We start from the raw sequence: 19130 nt of genomic DNA on the forward strand, positions 1-19130 counted from the left end.
AAAGAAGAAAGAGACCAAATGAGGATAGGGAGAGGGACGCAGCATGTTTGAGCTGACAAAAAATAACCAGCCGCTTTTTCCGGCTAATACAATAGAAACAGTCGGCCGGCTGTTAGAACGAATCGAACAGGCAGAAAAAGAAAAGGAAGATCCGTTTTTTTATTTTGACGATAGAGATGTGCTTCATTACTATTTGTATCGCAGTATCAATTTAAACAAGGAAGCGGAGCGTTCAGACCGGACCATCAAAGAGTATGAAAGGGAGCTGTCTCAGCTGATCGAGAATATGCTGCAGTTTCCACAGGAAATCGGGCTGGATATTGAGCAGATTGAAGAAGGGTCCTTATTTAAAAGTTTGTCGCCGCGGCATCTGCGCCGGTACCAATCCTGGCTTGCCGAGGAAAGCCTGCATGTAAAAACAAAAGGGCCTTATTCACCAGCGACTCTCGCGCGGAAAACGACCATCCTTAAGAGTTTCTTTCGTTTTTTGCACGAGAATCGCTATCTCAAGCAGTCCATTCACCAAGGTTTGCGCCCGGCAACCGTCCGGAAAGATGATCGCCCGAACCGTGACTTGGGACCGAGTGAAGTCATTCAGCTGCTGGACTATTACCAGAAGCGCAATCCTATTATGTTCAGTCTGATTCATGTATTAGTGGGAACCGGAATGCGGAATGATGAGCTGTGCCGCTTAAAAGTATCGGACGTCCGTTTTGACCCAATCCTTGGCGGTTTTTACTTACATGTAATCGGTAAGGGAAATAAACAGCGGGATATTCCGCTTCGAGACAAGGTGATGGACAGCATTGTGCTGTACCGGAAAACGCGGCTCCTGCCGGCAGACTTCCCAAGCGACAGTGATGAACCGCTTTTTCCGAACAGCCGGTGGAAAGCGTTCCGCCCATCTTACTTCGCGACAATGCTCGGGGACGAAATCGAGAAGGTGCCGATCTTATCGATCCAGGCACGAAAGAAGAGAATCACCCCACATGAGTTTAGACATAGCTTTGCGATTATCAGCTATATGAATAACAGTGATGTGTATGCGATCATGCGTGCACTTGGCCATGAAAAAATCGAGACAACCATGATCTATTTGCAGAAGATTATGGAGCGGGAGCAGCATGTGGTTCATCAGTGGAAGGACAATGCGCTGGGAAGGTATATATAATAGAAGAAAAGCGGAAAATGACAATCTTTTTTTTTTAAAAGCATAAGGATTTAAGAAGCCATATCGATCTTAAATTCATATTTATGGGATGCGAACATATTTCTATTGATATTATTTAAGGTAATAAAAACCTATCTCTTTGATGCTAAAAATACAAAAAAGTGATGCATTAGACATGGTTTCTATGTAACAAATATTAGTACTAATAGGTATTTATGTTAAACTAGAAGAGATTATTTTCGAATAATATATATCATTGTCGATTAAGCCAATCAAAATCCTCAAAATTTGCTTGATTAGGAGGTATTTATGGTTGAGGAAATAGTAAAGGGCGAATCTTACTATTTTATTAATAAAGAAATAGTTATTGTAAAACAAGTCAATCTATTTAATTTAGCTATAGTGAGATATGTTGATTCTATTAAAGAATTCGTAGTGGATATTAATTTTATCGACACCCAGCCTTCAAAAGAAACGTTTATATCTGTAATTGATTTAGAAGGGGGAAAAAATAGGTGATTCTTGACTTTTTAGACACCTCTTTAGATGGTCATAGTTGGGAGAAGTTATGCATATCTTGTTATACCATGAAATATCAAGATCAACATTTTACAGAAGTACGAGCTGAACATAAAGGCGACGGTGGAATCGAAGGATTTACAAGGTCTGGAGTTGTAATTCAATGTTATTGTCCAAATGATCCTAATTACTCACGAGACGACCTCTATGAGAAACAGAGAGAGAAGGTCACTAAAGATATTGGGAAGTTTATTGATGAAAAAAATGCAGGTGTTTTAAAAAGTTTGGGTTTATCCGGTATACGAGAATGGCATTTTGTTGTTCCGGAGATTAGAGACAAAAGAATCATCCAGCATATGGCTTCTAAGACAAAATTGGTAAGAGAAACAAGAGAGAAGAATCCCGAATTTTATGACTATATTGCCGAGGATTTTGACATAATTATAAAAACCGCTGAAGATTTTAGAGTGGAGCTTACAACGATTTTAAGAAGTAATTTAACTAATACAAAGTTAAGCTTTGCTATTTTGCAATCACCACAGATTGATTGGACAAAATGTCCAGCTGATAAGGTGGCGAATGTTACAAGAAAATTAATTGCTATAAATCCTTACTTGGCTGAAGATAAAGATGATCTGAACACCCTTTTAGAGATGTATATGTCTGCATATATCTCTGGGATTGCTTTGATAGAACAATTAGGAGAAGGTTTTCCAGATATAAGGAAGGGCATATTAGATTTAGCTGAGCAATATAAAAGACATGTTAAAGCTAAAACACTGTTAAATAGCGATAGATCTTTAAACAATAAGGTCTTTAATGAAATATCAAATGATTTTCAGCAAAAATTAAAGGCTGAGTTTAAACATATAAGTGACGCATCTATTATGAATTTGCAGATGTCTTTAATTGCTAGTTGGCTTGCTGATTGTCCTATGGAATTCAAAGGGGCAGTGAAAAATGGATAACGACAATTTTATATTAACAGATCAAATAATTTTTGATCCTAAACCTGAAGCTGTTCCATATCAATATAGACTGAGTTATAAGATAGCTTTAACTTGTTTAATACTTGGAATGGCATGTGGAAGAGGTGGTTGTTCACTATCTAAATTACATTTAATAAGTGTATCAATGTATTCAGAGAAAGAAATGAACAATCTGTTAAACTATGTTAACGGAAAGCCTGATACATACTTAGTACTTAGATATGATCCCACTATTAATAAAACCGTTGACTTTATGCTTGCTGAAAATATTTTATTCCAGCAAGGCAATGGTTTATTTCGTTTAACGAAAAGCGGAAAAAATTTTTTAGATAGAATAAAAAAAGACAAAGAACTGTTGAAAAATGAAAAAGACTTTTTAAATCAATTATCTAATGGGCTAACTGAGTATTTGATTGAATTGATAAAAAAATCACTGTTGGGGTGAATAAAATGTTACGAGTAAGGCGATTGAAAGTAGAAATAGTGACCGAGTTTGACGTAATAGGTTTTGATGATGCTTTTGATGACGATATGAATATCATTTGTAGTGATGAAAATACAAGTGGTAAAAGCTCAATTCTATCTAGTATTTATTACGCTTTAGGATTAGAAGAAATCATTGGAGGTAAAGGATATAACGTTTTAACTTCTGCGTTCAAAACAAAAGTTCATTACGATAATAAGGATTTAGACGTCATTGAGTCAAAAATTTTCCTCGAGATATTTAATGGAAATGAAGAAGTCACTATCCTTAGAGCAGCTAAAATGGAAAATAGAGAATCAAATTTAATGACAGTTTATTATTCGGAAATGAATAAAATATATGACAAAGACACTAAAAAAGAAGATATGTATGTGCATTTGCAAAATTCCGCAACTAATAATAAAGGTTTTTTTACTTTCTTGGAAAATTTCATAGGCTTGGACTTACCTTATGTTCCAACAAATGATGATAAAGAGAGAAAGCTTTATTTGCAATTAGTATTTTCGAGCATGCTAATTGAACAAAAAAGAGGGTGGTCTGACTTGTTTTCGGGAATGCCGCATTTCGGAATAAAAGAACCGAAAAAGAGGGTTATAGAGTATTTATTAAACATGGACACTCTTAAAAACGAAAAATTAAAACATAACTTAAAAATAGCTAAGCGAGAAATAACAGAAAATTGGAACGGTTTATATAATAACACAGTTAGAAGTTTAGGGGATCTTGGTTTATCAATTATCGGGGTTAATAATGAAGTGAAAATCCTGGATGATGAACCGATCAATATAGTTTTTCAAGAACACGATAAAGTTTATTCACTAGAAGAGTATATAGAACAAAAAGAAAATGAATATAATAATTTAATCAAAACAAAACCAAAAAAAATTGAAAACTTTAATGAGCTTAAAGAAGAATTAAATAAAATCGACGAGGAAACAATTAAGTTTGAAGAAAAGATTAGAACATTAAAAATAGAATTCAACAATGAAAAAAATAGTTTGGATAGGCTGTTAAGCAGTTTGCAGATTATACAGACTGATATTGTTAATAATCAAGACGCAAAAAAATTAAGAAGTCTAGGATCAACTGAAGGATTTAAAACATTTAAAGATATTTGTCCCACATGTCATCAGACTATTTCAGACTCTTTATTAGTTGGGCAGAATAGCGACAATGAAGTAATGAGTATCGATGATAATATTAAGCATTTAAAGTCACAAGAGAACCTATTTGAATTTGCTATTGAACAAAAAAAAGCTAATCTTATTAGAATTGAAAAAGATTTGAGTAATTTAGAAAAAAACTTGTCTAAACTTTATCAGCTTGCAAGAGTTACAAGGAATGATATTTTTGAAATACATGGATCGATATCAGAAGCAACTATATATAAAAAGGTAGAGCTAAGTAAAACATTAGATGAACTGAAAAAAATAAGTAACCAAACAGGAGATATAGAAGATATGTTTAAAAATCTTTCTGATAAATGGAAAGAGTACTTAAATAACTATAAGAAACTCCCTGAGAATAGACTGACTGATTTAGATGAGACAAAAATAAGGTCGTTAAGAAACAATTTTGTAGCTAATCTTAAGGAATTTGGTTACAGAAGTTCCGCAGATATTGATAAAGTAATGATTTCTAAAGATACTTATATGCCTATAATTGAGAATTTTGATCTAAAATTTGATTCTTCAGCCAGTGATCATATTAGAAGAATATGGGCATTTACTATAGCTATGGTTCAAACGTCTGATGAGTTTGATGGTAATCATCCTGGAATTTTAGTATTTGATGAACCTGGTCAACACAGTATAATTGTTAAAGATATGGAAGCATTTTTAGATCGTTTAATTGAAATTTCTTCAAAGAATCAAGTTATAGTTGGGATTACTATTAAAGAAACAGATACAAAAAAACTTATATATAAAAAAATAAACAGCGGTTCTAACGGAATTGTAATTCAGGACAGAGCATTTAATAAATTAAGATAAAGTACTGTAATTCTTTTAAGCCTTTGTGTACATTCGGAAGTTAGTTGAATAAGCTAAATTTAGTATTTATAAGGGACATTTTTAAATAAAAACAGACCCTAGCTATTCAGCAAAGGTCTGTTTTTACGTTATAAGGCTGAAGAATATTCATAATTCATACCTTATCTTCATTAAAGTGGGAAGAACTATCGTAGTTCCCATGTGTATAGTTTATTCAACTTGAAGCTAATTATGTGTAGAAAAATTCAAAATAAAAACACCTTAACTATTCAGTAAAGGCATTTCTGTAGTAATGAGCGAAGAACTATCGTAATTCCCTCATATCCTTCTGTAAATTAAGGAAAACTATCGTAAACCTCAACATCAGATTATAGGTTAATTTTAAGCTATCTCGAACAAATTGTCAAAGAAAAACTTTTAAATCTTTTACGGTAAAACTTTAAATCCAAATCTTTTTTGTAATTCATGGCCGCCATCATATAAGGCTGCATTAATTAAAGGCAGTATGCCAGGGTTTTTTGGATTCAGCCCATTGCAATGACGATTTAATGTACCCGGAACAAAATCTGCTAATTGAAGCCCAATATTGTTATCTGCTTTGATTTGAAAGTTAATATTTATTAGTCGATCTTGAAAAGCGTTTGGATTGTAATACAACGTTCCATTTGCAATGATTTTGTGATACGTGTTTCTTAACCTTATATCGTCAGTGGTGTTGATGCCCTCGATATAAACTTGACCCTTTGCGTCGTTGTTTCGTAAAAAATGAACAAAATTTTCAAGAACAATTTGTAGAACAATATAATATTCATCGTTTAACTCACTGTCACTATAATAAGTTTTATAGTCGTTAATATGAATAGAAGCTCCAATTGTGGTTAATGAGAAGTTTCTAAAGATGTTGGCCATGCCTTGCCAAAATTCATTTCGTTTTTCTGGCTGTCTTAAAACAGTATACTGATCTTTGGCAGCCCGCACTTCTGACTCGTGAAGAATGATTTCAGTGTTGCCGAACACGTTATTCTTTAGAGCACGTACTTCAGGAATTATTTCATTCTCGTATGTTTCTTTTTTAATAATAAGACCAGCTAAACACAAATGATGAATATTCTGTCCGTTTGGTTTCGATTCATCAAGGAACAAATAGTATTCTGTACTCATAATTATTCCCCCAATGCCTAATGTCGTCATCTAAGTATATCAGTATCAGCAATTAGTTAAATTGCTAGGAAAAAATATACTATGTTATTGTCACAATATTATATTCCATGTCTAATTCGCGTATTATATACAATGATTAAAAATCAAAGACGTTGATTTGAAATTAAAAACTTTTCTTGTTAATAATCTTATAATTTTATTATCTATTTTTGTCGATTGATCTCATCGCTATACGTTTTAGCCAATTCATTATTAAAACTTTCAAGATCATTAATTAATTTTTTCATCTTTTGAAGAATTGGAATATCCTTTTCATCAAGAAGAAGCACATCCACCGATTTAGCGACATCCTCTAATTTATTTATTGATTCGACGACTCCACCATAAAGCTTAGAAACTAAAGTGGGTTCTCCTTCAATCTCATTAGGGTTATAAGAATATGTCCCTCTAGACACATTGAAAACGCTATTTTTTCGGTTTTTAATCAAGGAATGAAGAGAACCGCTTATAGTTCCGTCTGTGATTTCCTGAGTTGATTTCAAGGAAATTTCTTTCTTTATTTCAGGAATTGTAAACTCTTTTCCGGGTTCACTTTTTAATAAAGATAAAATAATTTCTTTAGCTTCTGAGGTAGGCGTTTTTCCCAATAGTGATCACTCCAAAACTATTATTATCTTTACAATACAATAAACTTTAATAAAAATAAAACTTTTTATAAACTTTATAAAAATTGTAAAGTTTTGATGATAATTTATTTTAGGATTTTAACAAGAAAGTAAATTTAAAATAAGATTGAAATGCAAAATAAAAAACATATCAGGGTACTACCATTTATCGTGTCACTATTGAGACAGCTCGGCTTTTCCAATCGAATCTAAGCATTAAAGGGTAACAAGTATTAAGAGCGATGTCAGTTTCACTTTTGGGATCTAGAAAATTAAAAAAGAAGGAGCAATAACAGTCTTCGTGCTGTCTTTGCTCCTTTTATATATTAAGCATTTAATCTCGTAGGGGTTATTGCGCTTCTTTTCACAACATTCAATGTCCGCGGCTTTCCCTGTTCCCAAGTTACATATCCGGACGCCTTTAAACGATCAAGATGGCCTTTTACGGTCGAGGAAGACTTTAACTCAACCGCGTCACCTGTTTCACGAATAGACGGGGGATAATTTTTGACACTGACATAGTCATCTATAAACTGGAGCATTTTTTCCTGGCGTGCAGACAGTTGTTTAAGCATAACCCTTTCTCCTTTGCGGTGCTTTTCCTGCTGCTAAAATGTTGGACCGCTTAAATTTCCGGATCTGTTGTCTCTTTAAGCAGTAAGCTTGGATGTGAATATTATCTATTTTCCTAACTATAATACTTCGATCCGTAATCGTATGATCATCAGCCATGTACATAATGTATTATTGGCTTTTTTTGTTCCAGCGATATGTTAAACAATCCATTCATTTTAACAACCTCCTCTTCATAACCTCATTATACCGAACAAACGTTCATTATTCAACAAAAAAACGAACATATTTTCGGTGAAAAGAGGAATAATAAAAAAAGTTTTCATTGTCAGCAGGAATATTTGTTCTTATACTGAATTATATAGTATATACGAACATATATTCTCGTTGAAAGGAGTTATCTTGGATGAAGAAATTGTATAACGACCGGGGAATGATGAAATGGCAGGGACTCATCCTAGCCGAGCATGCTGAAATGATGGAAAGGGACAAAAGCAAACCTTTGAAAACGGACATTTTATTTGACGAACAGCAATTGGAGGAATTCGACCGGATCATTCAAAGCTCACTCCATCTAGAAAGGGAAGTGGTGTTTAAGATGAATACTTTCGGTGACCATGATCTTCTGCAGGTAAAGGGGATTGTCTCAGAGTTTTGCCGGCTGCCCGGCCAGCATCCCTATGTAAAGCTGAAAGGATACAGTTCCAGGTTTCGATTAGATGAAATGGTTTCGACTTCATTTGCCGCGGGAGACGAGGAATATGGTGAGGCTGATTGATGATGAATACTTGCCGCGCAGGGATGTATTTTGCATTGACGTGAAATCCTTCTTTGCCAGTGTAGAGGCCGTGCGCCGCAGGATTCATCCGCTGCATGCCTATGTGATTGTAATCGCCCATAAAGAACGGTCCGGTTCTGTTGTACTGGCTGCCTCACCACGGGTAAAAAAAGAATTCGGCATCAAAACCGGATCGCGAAATTATGAAATACCGAAAGATCCGCGGTTAATCATTGTCGAACCCTCTATGGCTCTTTATCTGAAAGTAAATAAAATGATCCTGGATATTTTTCGGCGCTTTGTAGCAGAAGAAGATCTGCATTGCTATTCCATAGATGAAGCATTTCTAGATATAACAGCCTCAAAAAGGCTCTTTGGTGGAGATAAATTCACGATCGCCCGCACCATTCAGCGTACAGTCTGGCAGGAGCTGCGCCTGGTTGTCACAATAGGGATTGGCGACAATCCTCTGCTTGCGAAGCTGTCACTTGATAACGAAGGAAAAAACGCTCCTAATGGAATTTCTTACTGGTCATATGAAGATGTCCCAGCGAAGGTTTGGGCGATTGACCCTATAACAGACATGTGGGGGATTTCTAATGGCTACGCCAAGGCTCTTTACAATATAGGAATTGAATCGGTAAAAGATCTTGCTCATGCAGATAAGTGGAAATTAAAACAGAAATTTGGTGTTCTTGGCACGCAGCTCTACTACCACTCTTGGGGAATTGACTACAGCGTTCTATCTGAAAAAGTAGGAGCGCGTGAAAAATCTTTTTCCAAAGGGCAGATTCTGCTGCGGGATTATGACAGGGAAGAGGAGATCATGATTGTCATCAAAGAAATGACAGAGGATGTGGCGATGCGTTTACGCCAGCATGGGACTGCTGCATTAGGGATTGCGCTTGGCATATCTTACAGCCGGGATATTGAGGACCGCGGCTTTAGGCATCAAATAGTGCTTCCAAGAAGTACAAATAAGACAGCTGAACTGTGTGAGCACTTTGTTCGGCTGTTTAAAAAATATTGGAACGGACAGCCAGTACGCCAGATCCATGTAGTGTGCAGTAAATTACAGCCAGCAGCACATGAACAAATGGATTTATTTACACCCCCTGAACTGGATGAAAGACGCCGTGTTCTAGATGAAACAATCGATCAAATACGTGACCGTTTTGGCAAAAGAGCGATTTTTCATGCGTATAGTCTAATGAAAGGAGGCACTTATCTGCAACGAGCCGGACACATTGGAGGGCATAAAGGGGCTTGTTACTAAATCCGCATAAGGTACTAGCATGCAGCTAGTACCTTCTTTTTGTTCGTTACGCATGCGAAATATATTTTTATATTAATATATATTTGAGTCAATTTCATAAATCAGCTTTTTCAAATGTGCAGGCTTCGCCCGCTGTCGTTTTTTGTTTTTTTTAAAATCAAGCTGATTGCTTCATCCCATTTAACTGTGCATTAAGGCGGTCAACAGCCAGTTTGCTGGCATTGTAAATAAGCGTCACGATCCTAAAATGAAGCCTGGCTTTCTTTCCAGTGCGGTGACGGACATTATTCAGCTGAAAGTGACACACAAAATTAAAATTCGATCACAAAAAATGAAAGGCATGAAGCTAGGCTATGCCAGAGCCAGCACGATTGGTCAGGGTTTAGAGACGCAGATTGAGCGACTGGAATTGGCTGGTGTGAAAAGAGATCAATTATTTATTGAAAAAGTGACCGGTACCAAAATGGCAGCAAGAGAACAGATAAAAGCACTCCTAAAACATGCCGTCCTGGTGATCATATTCATGTAACCGAAATTGACCGTTTGGCCAGAAGTATTCTGGTGTTCTCAGCATCAATTTGTCTTTCGGCGCGTCACTGCTAGTAAAGTCTACTTTTTCGGGAAAATATGTGCTGTATAATCCAACAGGTAATGAGAAGTCCTTTTAAACAGAATAATTTTACCTTAGCACTATTAAAATAAGACACAGGTAAGATCTCTTCATATAACTTACCCATTGACGATGCAATTCACTTGCCGAAATGAGCGCTAATTATCTCTTTTATTTGCAATCTAGGTGATAGCATCACATAAACAAGAGCGTATTGATCATCTGCATCACACTTTGCATTCGTATTAATGCTGAAACGAATTTGCTTTTCTTTTGGGAATATTATAGGACGAGTTTAGGATTGTTTTCAATTACCTCCTGGTTAAATGGTTGACATGATTTTCGTTCGATTAGCTCTGTGTCGACAAAGATTTTTAACTTGTCTGTTTCAAATTGATTTATTTCACGAAGCAATTTTTCTACCGCGAGCAATGCAATCCTATCTTTTTTGACATGAATTGTTGTCAGCTCCGGTGTAATGACCTGAGATTCAAGGATATTATCAAAGCCGATGACCGAAATATCATGAGGAACACGCAACCCCAGCTCTGTCAATGATTTAATGACACTGATTGCCATGTAGTCACATTCACAAAAAAGAGCCGTAGGTAGATTCTCTTTTAATTCCTGAATCTGTGTTTGAAATTCAGGTGTAGATTGAATAAGCGTTGGCGACATCACAAATATATGTTCATCAGCTACAGAAATCTGATGTTCATCCATTGCTGTAAAAAATCCTTTTTTTCTCATATCAAAATTATACATGCGGGATTCGGAAGAACAATATCCGATACGCGTATGTCCTTGTTCAATCAAATACTCCCCAGCTTTATAAGCCCCGTGCATATTATTCATGACGACAAAGTTCACATCCAGCATGCCATAGCATGTATCCAGAACAACTAGGTTCGGATGGATATTGGCCACCAATTTAATCTGTTCCGCTGTTAAGTTTGTTCCGAGCAACAAGATGCCCGCAGACTTTTGCTCATCCTCCAACCGGTTGATTTCTTCAAACAAATTCTCCGCTTTAACAGAAGACACCATTAATGAATAACCTGCAGCGTCAGTATGACGATCTAAACTGTTGATCAATTCCATAAAAAACGGCAAAGATTCATATTGCTCCGTGACAATCCCTTCATTTGTACACGCAATGAAACGGAATGCTTTCGTATTTTGTCCTGATATTTCATCTGCTCTTACAATTGGACGGGGAACGTAGCCATTCTCTTTAGCAATTTGCAACACTTTTTGGCGTGTTTTTTCACTAACACCATTTTTCCCATTTAGCGCTAATGATACCGCTGATTTGGATACATTCGCTAATTTAGCAATATCATTTATCTTCAATTGTTTATGCACCTGCCTCTTTTCGATCAAAATTATTTAGTTAATTCTATTATAACTCAAATAAAAAAGTTTAGCTAAATTTTAGCTATATTCTATTATATTAACCGTTTTCACTAAAAAAACAACGAAATTAGAGAGTTTTTATAAAAAAATTTAGTTTTTTCGAAAAATACATTGACTGTTTAGACAATAAATTGATATGATTCCCTCAACAACAACTAAAATAGTTTAGTGAATGTTTATGAGGAGGAGTAATTGTGGAAAAATTAGTTCTTGGATATGCACCGACGCGCCGGTTTACATTCAGCAAAGAAGATGCAATGAAATATAAACAATTAATTAAAGAAAAAATGGAGAGCTTTGGTTTAGGAATAGACATTGTTGATTTAGAAGGAATCAATGAAGAAGGTCTTTTGTATGAACGTTCTGAAGAAGCGGCTATTATTAAGAAGTTTCAAGACGCAAAAGTAGACGCTGTCTTTTTCCCTCATTGTAATTTTGGAACAGAAGATACAGTCGCAAGGGTTGCAAAAGCGATCGGAAAACCCGTTTTATTATGGGGACCTCGTGATGAAGCGCCTCTTGAAAACGGCATGAGGCTACGAGATACACAATGCGGCTTGTTTGCTACAGGCAAAGTGTTAAGAAGATTTAATGTAAAGTTTACCTATATTACCAACTGTTCCGTTGAGGATCCTACTTTTGAGCGTGGTTTCAAAAATTTTATCGGAGCAGCAAACGTTGTTAAGCACTTTAGCAGCTTACGAATTTTGCAGATTTCAACACGCCCGTCCGACTTTTGGTCTGTCATTTGCAATGAGGGAGAACTCCTTGAGCGATTCGGTATTCAAATTCATCCAATTACATTAGATGAACTAAAGCAAAAAACACTGAAAATTGAAAAAACAGATACGCCAGAATTACTGGAAGCGATTCAGTATATTAAAACGACACTTGATTGGAGTTCGGTAACAGAAGAAAATGTACGGCGTATTGCTTCATTAAAAGTAGCCATGAAACAGCTTGCTGCGGAAACACGAAGTACAGCGATTGCGATCCAGTGCTGGTCGACTCTTCAAGACCTTATTGGTATTATGCCTTGTCTTGCAAACGCTATCTTAACAGATGAGCAAATTCCGGTCACGTGTGAAACCGATATTCATGGCGCCATCACATCGATTATGGTGCAGGCCGCAACACTGAATACACATCCAACTTTCTTTGCGGATATTACAGTGCGTCATCCTGAAAATCCGAATGGAGAATTACTATTCCACTGCGGCAATTTCCCTGTTTCGCTCAGCGTGGAAGAAAAGCCAAAGTTAAATAAGCACTTTTTATTTGATGATCATTCTCCGGGTACACATGAAGGTGAAATTAAAGGCGGCAGCATGACATTAGCCCGCTTTGACGGAGATCACGGTGAGTATTCTTTGTTTCTTGGCAAAGCGAGAGGCATTGAAGGACCGTTTACACGCGGATCATATGTATGGGTGGAAGTAAACGACTGGCCATTATGGGAGGAAAAGCTGGTCAAAGGGCCGTACATTCATCACTCAGTCGGCATTCATGCGAATGTTGTTCCGGTGCTGTTTGAAGCATGTGAATACATTCCGGGACTCACCCCTGATCCAGTTGATCCGACAGAACAGGAAATTCGGGCATGGCTTCGCGGCAGTGACTTAAATAAACCGAGCATGGTTGTGTCGCAATAATTTAAATAAATAAGGAGGTTTCATCATTGGCAAATATTGAAGCGTTAAAGAGAAAAGCAACGGAAATTCGAATGGACTTATTAACGATGATTTACGCGGCGAAAACAGGGCATACAGGCGGATCTCTTTCGAACACTGATATTTTAACAGCGCTTTACTATCATATTATGGACGTTGATCCTGCCAGACCGGACTGGGAAGACCGGGACCGGTATGTACAAAGCAAAGGGCATGCGGTCGAATCATATTGGGCGATTTTAGCGGACAAAGGTTTTTTCCCAAAAGAAGAATTAAAAACATTCTCCCAATTTAACACGCGTCTTATTGGCCACCCGAACAATAAAGTGCCGGGTGTGGAAATGAACACAGGCGCACTTGGACATGGACTCGCTATTTCGGTCGGAATGGCTCTGGCCGCAAAAAAAGATGGAAAGTCTTATAAAGTATATACGCTTATGGGCGATGGCGAACAGGCGGAAGGGTCAGTCTGGGAAGGCGCTATGGCAGCATCACAATATGGGCTGGACAACCTGGTCGCCATCATTGACCGGAACCGATTGCAGATTACCGGCAGTACCGAAGATGTCATGTCGCTGGAGCCGCTGGCAGACAAATGGAGGGCATTTGGATGGGAAGTCGTCGATATCGATGGAAATGACATGGAACAGGTTGTTGACGCATTGGAGCAGGCACCGAAAACAGCTGGAAAACCGACATTAATTATGGCGAACACGGTCAAAGGTAAAGGCATTTCTTTTGCCGAAAACACCGTCGGGTGGCATCATCATGTGCCGAGTGACGAGGAATATAAACAGGCAATGGACGAACTTTCACAGCAATTGGAGGTATTTCAATGAACCACACAGCATTGAAAACAAAAGAAAAGAACACAGTCGCTAACCGGCAGGCCATTAGTGAAACATTACTTCAGCTTGCTCAGGAAGATAAAGACATCCTTGTTTTAACGAGTGATTCACGCGGTTCCGCTTCGCTCGTTCCGTTTGGAAAAGCGCTGCCGGATCAAATTGTCGAAGTCGGCATTGCAGAACAAAACATTGTCGGGGTAGCGGCAGGACTTGCAGCCTCCGGAAAAAAACCGTTTGTTGCGTCACCTGCCTGCTTTTTAAGCATGAGAGCGATTGAACAGGTAAAAGTCGATGTGGCTTACTCCAATACAAATGTAAAGTTAATTGGCATCAGCGGCGGCATCAGCTATGGCGCGCTTGGCATGTCCCATCATTCTGTGCAGGACCTGGCTGTTACTCGTGCTATTCCAGGGCTTGATATTTTTATGCCGGCAGATCGCCACGAAGCGAAAAAAATGATTGAAACGCTCGTTGATTACGACCATCCTGCCTACATTCGGATCGGCCGCAACCCGGTACAGGATGTGTATTTGTCTGACGACTATGAGTTTGAGATCGGCAAAGCCGTCGTAATGAATGAGGGAAATGACGTGACAATTATCGCGGCGGGAGAAACAGTCCGGATCGCACTGGATGCAGCTCTTGTGTTGAAAGAAGAGGGTATCAGCTGTCGTGTGCTGAATATGCACACGATCAAGCCGCTTGATGAACAAGCGATTCAGCAAGCTGCAGAGGAAACGGGATGCATCATTACGATTGAAGAGCACAGCATTTATGGCGGACTCGGTGCAGCGGTGGCGGAAGTGGTAACGCAGCACAAGCCGGTTCCGATGAAAATTATGGGCATTCCGGATGAGCCTGCAGTCGCTGGAACAACCGCCGAAGTATTTGAGCATTACGGATTGACCGCAGCCAATGTAAAGAAGCTGGCAATTGAATTGATTGGCAAAAAATGAGGTGGGTACGATGACAAAAGCATCCTTTATTTTATCCATTGATCAAAGTACTTCAGGAACGAAAGCACTGCTTGTGAATGAGGAAGGAGCGATCGTACAAAAGCGGTCGCTTCCTCACAAGCAGCATTACCCGCAAACAGGCTGGGTAGAGCATGACCCAATCGAAATATATGAAAATGTAAAGAAAGCCGCTGCCTCTGTAATAAAGGATTCAAATACGAAGCCTGGCCAAATAGCAGTATTGGCTATTACAAACCAGCGGGAAACCATTGTTGTATGGGAAAAGGAAACGGGGACGCCAATCTATAACGCAATTGTTTGGCAATGCCGAAGAACAGCTGATGAATGTCGTAATCTTCAAGAAACAGGTAATGAAGAGTTGGTTCGGCAAAAAACCGGGTTAACGATTGATCCTTACTTTTCTGCATCAAAAGTAAAATGGATTCTCGATCATGTAGAAGGAGCGCGTGATAAAGCAGAAGCAGGGAGCCTGCTTTTAGGCACAATCGACAGCTGGCTTATATGGAAGCTGACAAAAGGAGCCATCCACGCAACAGATTTTACAAATGCGAGTCGGACCCTTTTATTTAATATTCATTCGTTAGCGTGGGACAAAGAGCTGCTCCGGTTGTTCACTATTCCTGAAACGATGCTGCCGGAAGTGAAGGATTCAAATGCGATTTTTGGAAAAGTAGTGGATGAAGCATTTTCACAGGAAAATTGGCCGATTTCCGGGGTCATCGGCGACTCCCAGGGTGCTTTGTTCGGTCAAAAATGCTTTGAAGCGGGCATGGTGAAAGCAACTTATGGCACTGGAACATCTGTCATGATGCAGACGGACAAGCCGGTAACCGGCACAAAGGGACTCGTTACCTCAATTGCCTGGGGAATGGACGGGAAGGTTCAATACGCGCTGGAAGGGATTATTAACAGCACCGGCGACGTATTGAACTGGATGACCAATGAACTTGGCCTCATTTCTGATTTAACAGAAGCTGAACACTTGGCTCAAGCACTGCCAGGCAATGAAGGAGTTTATCTAGTACCTGCTTTTGTCGGGCTCGGTGCCCCATATTGGAGCCCAAATACGCGGGCAGCCATCGTTGGAATGAACCGCAATACAGGAAGATCACACATTATCCGTGCGGCATTTGAGAGCATTGCGTATCAGGTAACAGACATTCTGAAATTGATGGAGCAGGAAGCTGGAATCGAAATGAAAGAATTGAGAGTGGATGGCGGCGCTACATGTAACCGTTTTCTTATGCAGTATCAGGCAGATATGCTTGACATTCCAGTTGACGCTTCCGACGTAGCCGAACTGTCTGCGATGGGTTCTGTTTATTTAGCGGGACTAGGTGTTGGGATTTGGAAAACAATTGATGAGGTAAAAACAATTCAGCAAAATCAGCAAAAATACGATCCATCAATGTGTCAAGATATGAAAATCGTTTATTATAACGGTTGGAAATCATCTGTCCAATCAGTCCTAGTATAAAATTCAGATCTTCTTTGAAAAGAGGTGGGCAATTGTGCAAGTAGAAATGACAAATATTCATAAATCATTTGGTGCTAACCAAGTTTTGAAAGGGGTTGATTTTCACCTTGCAGATGGTGAAGTTCATGCGTTAATGGGAGAAAACGGGGCTGGAAAATCCACTTTAATGAATATCCTGACAGGCCTTCATCAAAAAAATAAAGGTGTGATTAAAGTCGATGGAAATGAAATTTCTTTTTCCAATCCAAAAGAAGCGGAGCAGTTCGGCATCACATTTATCCATCAGGAATTAAATATTTGGCCTGAAATGACGGTGCTGGAAAATCTGTTCATTGGCAAAGAAATGAAGAACTCTGTTGGATTCTTGAAAATGAAAGAGATGAGACAGTTGGCTCAGCAAAAGTTTAATGATTTAGCTGTTTCAATTTCCCTTGATAAGCCGGCAGGGACATATTCTATTGGTGAACAGCAAATGATTGAAATTGCAAAAGCACTCATGACAGAAGCAAAGATCATCATTATGGATGAACCAACGGCCGCGCTGACAGATCGCGAGATCGTGAAATTGTTTGAAGTAGTAGCTTCATTAAAGAAAAAAGGCGTATCGATCGTTTATATTTCTCATCGCATGGAAGAAATATTTTCTATCTGTGACCGCATTACCGTCATGCGTGATGGACAGACTGTGAGCACCGAAAAAATACCCGACACAACTTTTAATGAAGTGGTTCGACATATGGTTGGACGTGAACTGACAGAACGTTTCCCAGAACGGAATACAAAGCCGGGTGAAGTAGCAATTGAAGTAAGGAACCTAAACAAAAAAGGACTATTCGAAAATATATCTTTCTCTGCCCGCTCTGGAGAAATCGTAGGTTTTTCTGGCTTGATGGGAGCAGGCCGTACGGAAATTATGCGCTCTTTATTTGGGCTAGAGCCACTAGATAGCGGCGAAATATTATTAAACGGGAAAAAGCAATTGATCAAGCACCCAGACCAGGCCGTTAAACATGGAATTGGCTTTATTACAGAAGACCGCAAAGATGAAGGGTTGATTTTAGATTTTTCCGTTCGCGAAAATATTGGTTTAACAACCCTTCCAAGCTTTTCAACCAAAGGGTTTATTAACAAGAAAACAGAAAGTGAATTCGTCGACTTGTTGATAAAAAGATTAACTGTTAAAACGGAGTCATCTGATACACCGCTGCGTCATTTATCAGGAGGAAACCAACAAAAAGTAGTCATTGCTAAATGGATCGGAATTGCCCCGAAAGTCTTGATTTTAGATGAACCTACCAGAGGTGTTGATGTAGGCGCGAAGCGGGAGATTTATCAAATTATGAATGAACTGACAGACCGCGGTGTCTCCATTATCATGGTTTCTTCGGATCTTCCTGAGGTTTTAGGCATGAGTGATCGGATTTTTGTAGTTCACGAGGGAAAAATCACAGGTGAATTACAGAGCGGTGAAGCATCACAAGAAAAAATTATGGTATTGGCTACAGGAGGGGACAAAAAATGAAATCAACAGGAGCCGAAAAAACGATGAAATGGCCAGGTGGTAACACACAGGCTGGCGGCCGGTGGTTTAGTACCTCTATGGAAAAGATGGGGCCGCTATTAGGGTTGTTTTTACTTATTATCATTGTCTCCTTTTTAAATACGAGCTTTCTTGAGCCAACTAATATATTAAATTTGCTGCGCCAAGTAGCGATCAATGCGCTCATTGCGTATGGCATGACCTTTGTTATTTTAACCGGAGGTATTGATCTCTCTGTCGGATCAATTCTGGCTTTTTCAGGTGTTTTAACAGGGGATTTTATTGTAAAAGGAATGGATCCTGTTTTAGCTGTTCTTTTAGGTTGTATACTCGGTGCTCTGATGGGTACGATCAATGGTTTATTTGTCACGTTCGGCAAGGTAGCACCGTTTATCGCAACACTAGCCACCATGACCCTTTTCCGTGGACTTGCTATGACGTATACAGATGGAAATCCGATCACAGGAGTTGGAAGCGATTACTGGTTTCAGCTTTTCGGAAAAGGTTATTTTCTAGGCATCCCAATTCCGGTTTTCACCATGATCATTACCTTTGGGATTCTTTGGACTATTCTTCATAAGACCACTTTTGGGAGACAAACATATGCCGTAGGCGGAAATGAAAAAGCGGCACTCATTTCCGGGATTAAAGTCAATCGTGTAAAAATCATTATTTATTCTCTTTCCGGCTTAATGGCGGCACTTGCAGGTGCCATCTTAACGTCCCGCCTTAATTCAGCACAGCCGGGAGCAGGAACATCTTATGAGCTCGATGCCATTGCAGCCGTTGTTCTTGGTGGAACAAGTCTTGCTGGAGGAAAAGGTCGGATTTTTGGAACCTTAATCGGTGTTTTGATCATCGGCGTGTTAAACAATGGATTGAATTTGCTTGGTGTCTCTTCTTTTTATCAAATGGTCGTAAAAGGAATTGTGATTTTAATTGCTGTATTACTGGATAGAAAAAAATCAGCTTAAAGGAGTGTTTC

Annotated in this window: 18 protein-coding genes and 1 pseudogene; 14 read left to right on the forward strand and 5 right to left on the reverse strand. The window is 38.6% G+C overall.

Annotated elements, in window-relative coordinates; all coding sequences use genetic code 11:
• The first annotated feature begins 43 nt into the window (after positions 1-43).
• The 5 genes from NLX67_RS15055 to NLX67_RS15075 all read left to right on the forward strand — a co-directional run bounded on the left by NLX67_RS15055 (position 44) and on the right by NLX67_RS15075 (position 5154).
• Entirely contained in the window at positions 44-1171 is a 1128-nt protein-coding gene (locus NLX67_RS15055; RefSeq protein ID WP_254312338.1) for a tyrosine-type recombinase/integrase, read from the forward strand.
• A 309-nt stretch (positions 1172-1480) separates the two neighbouring features.
• On the forward strand, positions 1481-1690 hold the full coding sequence (locus NLX67_RS15060) for a hypothetical protein (protein ID WP_254312339.1): 210 nt from the start codon (positions 1481-1483) through the stop codon (positions 1688-1690).
• Entirely contained in the window at positions 1687-2658 is a 972-nt protein-coding gene (locus NLX67_RS15065; RefSeq protein WP_254312340.1) for a hypothetical protein, read from the forward strand. Before NLX67_RS15060 ends, NLX67_RS15065 begins: the two co-directional genes overlap by 4 nt.
• Positions 2651-3124 (forward strand): hypothetical protein, encoded by a 474-nt coding sequence (locus NLX67_RS15070; RefSeq protein ID WP_254312341.1) that lies wholly within the window; start codon positions 2651-2653, stop codon positions 3122-3124. Before NLX67_RS15065 ends, NLX67_RS15070 begins: the two co-directional genes overlap by 8 nt.
• 23 nt (positions 3125-3147) lie before the next feature.
• Positions 3148-5154 (forward strand): hypothetical protein, encoded by a 2007-nt coding sequence (locus NLX67_RS15075; RefSeq protein WP_254312342.1) that lies wholly within the window; start codon positions 3148-3150, stop codon positions 5152-5154.
• A 426-nt stretch (positions 5155-5580) separates the two neighbouring features.
• Here the strand turns inward: NLX67_RS15075 and NLX67_RS15080 are convergent, their stop codons facing one another.
• The 3 genes from NLX67_RS15080 to NLX67_RS15090 all read right to left on the reverse strand — a co-directional run bounded on the left by NLX67_RS15080 (position 5581) and on the right by NLX67_RS15090 (position 7555).
• The gene (locus tag NLX67_RS15080) at positions 5581-6315 is read right to left on the reverse strand and encodes a DUF3800 domain-containing protein (RefSeq protein ID WP_254312343.1); all 735 of its coding nucleotides are present in this window, start codon (positions 6313-6315) and stop codon (positions 5581-5583) included.
• Between the two features lie 203 nt (positions 6316-6518).
• Positions 6519-6962 carry a hypothetical protein gene (locus tag NLX67_RS15085; protein WP_254312344.1) on the reverse strand — a complete coding sequence of 148 codons (444 nt, stop codon included), beginning with the start codon at positions 6960-6962 and terminating at the stop codon, positions 6519-6521.
• 344 nt (positions 6963-7306) lie between these two features.
• Positions 7307-7555, reverse strand: coding sequence for a LexA family protein (locus NLX67_RS15090; protein WP_254312345.1), 249 nt, complete (start codon positions 7553-7555; stop codon positions 7307-7309).
• A 404-nt stretch (positions 7556-7959) separates the two neighbouring features.
• On the opposite strand from NLX67_RS15090, the gene NLX67_RS15095 reads away from it, so the two are divergent.
• Together NLX67_RS15095 and NLX67_RS15100 are read left to right on the forward strand one after the other, a co-directional pair.
• Positions 7960-8331, forward strand: coding sequence for a YolD-like family protein (locus tag NLX67_RS15095; RefSeq protein ID WP_254312346.1), 372 nt, complete (start codon positions 7960-7962; stop codon positions 8329-8331).
• Positions 8315-9607 carry a Y-family DNA polymerase gene (locus NLX67_RS15100; RefSeq protein WP_254312347.1) on the forward strand — a complete coding sequence of 431 codons (1293 nt, stop codon included), beginning with the start codon at positions 8315-8317 and terminating at the stop codon, positions 9605-9607. The genes NLX67_RS15095 and NLX67_RS15100 overlap by 17 nt, the downstream gene beginning before the upstream one ends.
• A gap of 157 nt (positions 9608-9764) precedes the next feature.
• Here NLX67_RS15100 and NLX67_RS15105 read toward each other — a convergent pair.
• A pseudogene (locus tag NLX67_RS15105) lies at positions 9765-9905 on the reverse strand (IS5/IS1182 family transposase); the annotation flags it as partial.
• Between the two features lie 42 nt (positions 9906-9947).
• Between NLX67_RS15105 and NLX67_RS15110 the strand changes: the two are divergent.
• Positions 9948-10136, forward strand: coding sequence for a recombinase family protein (locus tag NLX67_RS15110; protein WP_254312395.1), 189 nt, complete (start codon positions 9948-9950; stop codon positions 10134-10136).
• 363 nt (positions 10137-10499) lie between these two features.
• Here the strand turns inward: NLX67_RS15110 and NLX67_RS15115 are convergent, their stop codons facing one another.
• Complete coding sequence (locus NLX67_RS15115) at positions 10500-11570, reverse strand: LacI family DNA-binding transcriptional regulator (RefSeq protein ID WP_254312348.1); 1071 nt, start codon at positions 11568-11570, stop codon at positions 10500-10502.
• A gap of 257 nt (positions 11571-11827) precedes the next feature.
• On the opposite strand from NLX67_RS15115, the gene NLX67_RS15120 reads away from it, so the two are divergent.
• From NLX67_RS15120 to NLX67_RS15145, 6 genes are read left to right on the forward strand one after another with little or no spacing between them, the layout of a single operon-like run.
• Positions 11828-13285 (forward strand): L-fucose/L-arabinose isomerase family protein, encoded by a 1458-nt coding sequence (locus NLX67_RS15120; protein ID WP_254312349.1) that lies wholly within the window; start codon positions 11828-11830, stop codon positions 13283-13285.
• Positions 13286-13311: 26 nt separating this feature from the next.
• Positions 13312-14142 (forward strand): transketolase, encoded by an 831-nt coding sequence (locus NLX67_RS15125; RefSeq protein WP_256519902.1) that lies wholly within the window; start codon positions 13312-13314, stop codon positions 14140-14142.
• On the forward strand, positions 14139-15107 hold the full coding sequence (locus tag NLX67_RS15130) for a transketolase family protein (RefSeq protein WP_254312350.1): 969 nt from the start codon (positions 14139-14141) through the stop codon (positions 15105-15107). The genes NLX67_RS15125 and NLX67_RS15130 overlap by 4 nt, the downstream gene beginning before the upstream one ends.
• Before the next feature lie 10 nt (positions 15108-15117).
• Positions 15118-16605 (forward strand): glycerol kinase GlpK, encoded by a 1488-nt coding sequence (gene glpK, locus NLX67_RS15135; RefSeq protein WP_254312351.1) that lies wholly within the window; start codon positions 15118-15120, stop codon positions 16603-16605.
• A gap of 34 nt (positions 16606-16639) precedes the next feature.
• A complete protein-coding gene (locus NLX67_RS15140; RefSeq protein WP_254312352.1) occupies positions 16640-18127 on the forward strand; it encodes a sugar ABC transporter ATP-binding protein in 1488 nt (495 codons plus the stop codon).
• Positions 18128-18150: 23 nt separating this feature from the next.
• Positions 18151-19119: an ABC transporter permease subunit gene (locus tag NLX67_RS15145; protein WP_254312397.1), complete on the forward strand. Its 969-nt coding sequence runs from the start codon at positions 18151-18153 to the stop codon at positions 19117-19119.
• The last annotated feature ends 11 nt before the right edge of the window (positions 19120-19130 follow it).

Origin of the sequence: Domibacillus sp. A3M-37 (assembly GCF_024213455.1) — a bacterium.
GTDB lineage: Bacteria > Bacillota > Bacilli > Bacillales > Domibacillaceae > Domibacillus > Domibacillus tundrae.

Excerpts from the sequence above, each read along its gene's own strand:
- NLX67_RS15055 (WP_254312338.1), top strand. The coding sequence starts at position 44 with ATGTTTGAGCTGACAAAAAATAACCAGCCGCTTTTTCCGGCTAATACA.
- NLX67_RS15060 (WP_254312339.1), top strand. The coding sequence starts at position 1,481 with ATGGTTGAGGAAATAGTAAAGGGCGAATCTTACTATTTTATTAATAAA.
- NLX67_RS15070 (WP_254312341.1), top strand. The coding sequence starts at position 2,651 with ATGGATAACGACAATTTTATATTAACAGATCAAATAATTTTTGATCCT.
- NLX67_RS15080 (WP_254312343.1), bottom strand. The coding sequence starts at position 6,315 with ATGAGTACAGAATACTATTTGTTCCTTGATGAATCGAAACCAAACGGA.
- NLX67_RS15090 (WP_254312345.1), bottom strand. The coding sequence starts at position 7,555 with ATGCTTAAACAACTGTCTGCACGCCAGGAAAAAATGCTCCAGTTTATA.
- NLX67_RS15095 (WP_254312346.1), top strand. The coding sequence starts at position 7,960 with ATGAAGAAATTGTATAACGACCGGGGAATGATGAAATGGCAGGGACTC.
- NLX67_RS15100 (WP_254312347.1), top strand. The coding sequence starts at position 8,315 with ATGGTGAGGCTGATTGATGATGAATACTTGCCGCGCAGGGATGTATTT.
- NLX67_RS15110 (WP_254312395.1), top strand. The coding sequence starts at position 9,948 with ATGAAGCTAGGCTATGCCAGAGCCAGCACGATTGGTCAGGGTTTAGAG.
- NLX67_RS15130 (WP_254312350.1), top strand. The coding sequence starts at position 14,139 with ATGAACCACACAGCATTGAAAACAAAAGAAAAGAACACAGTCGCTAAC.
- glpK (WP_254312351.1), top strand. The coding sequence starts at position 15,118 with ATGACAAAAGCATCCTTTATTTTATCCATTGATCAAAGTACTTCAGGA.
- NLX67_RS15145 (WP_254312397.1), top strand. The coding sequence starts at position 18,151 with ATGAAATGGCCAGGTGGTAACACACAGGCTGGCGGCCGGTGGTTTAGT.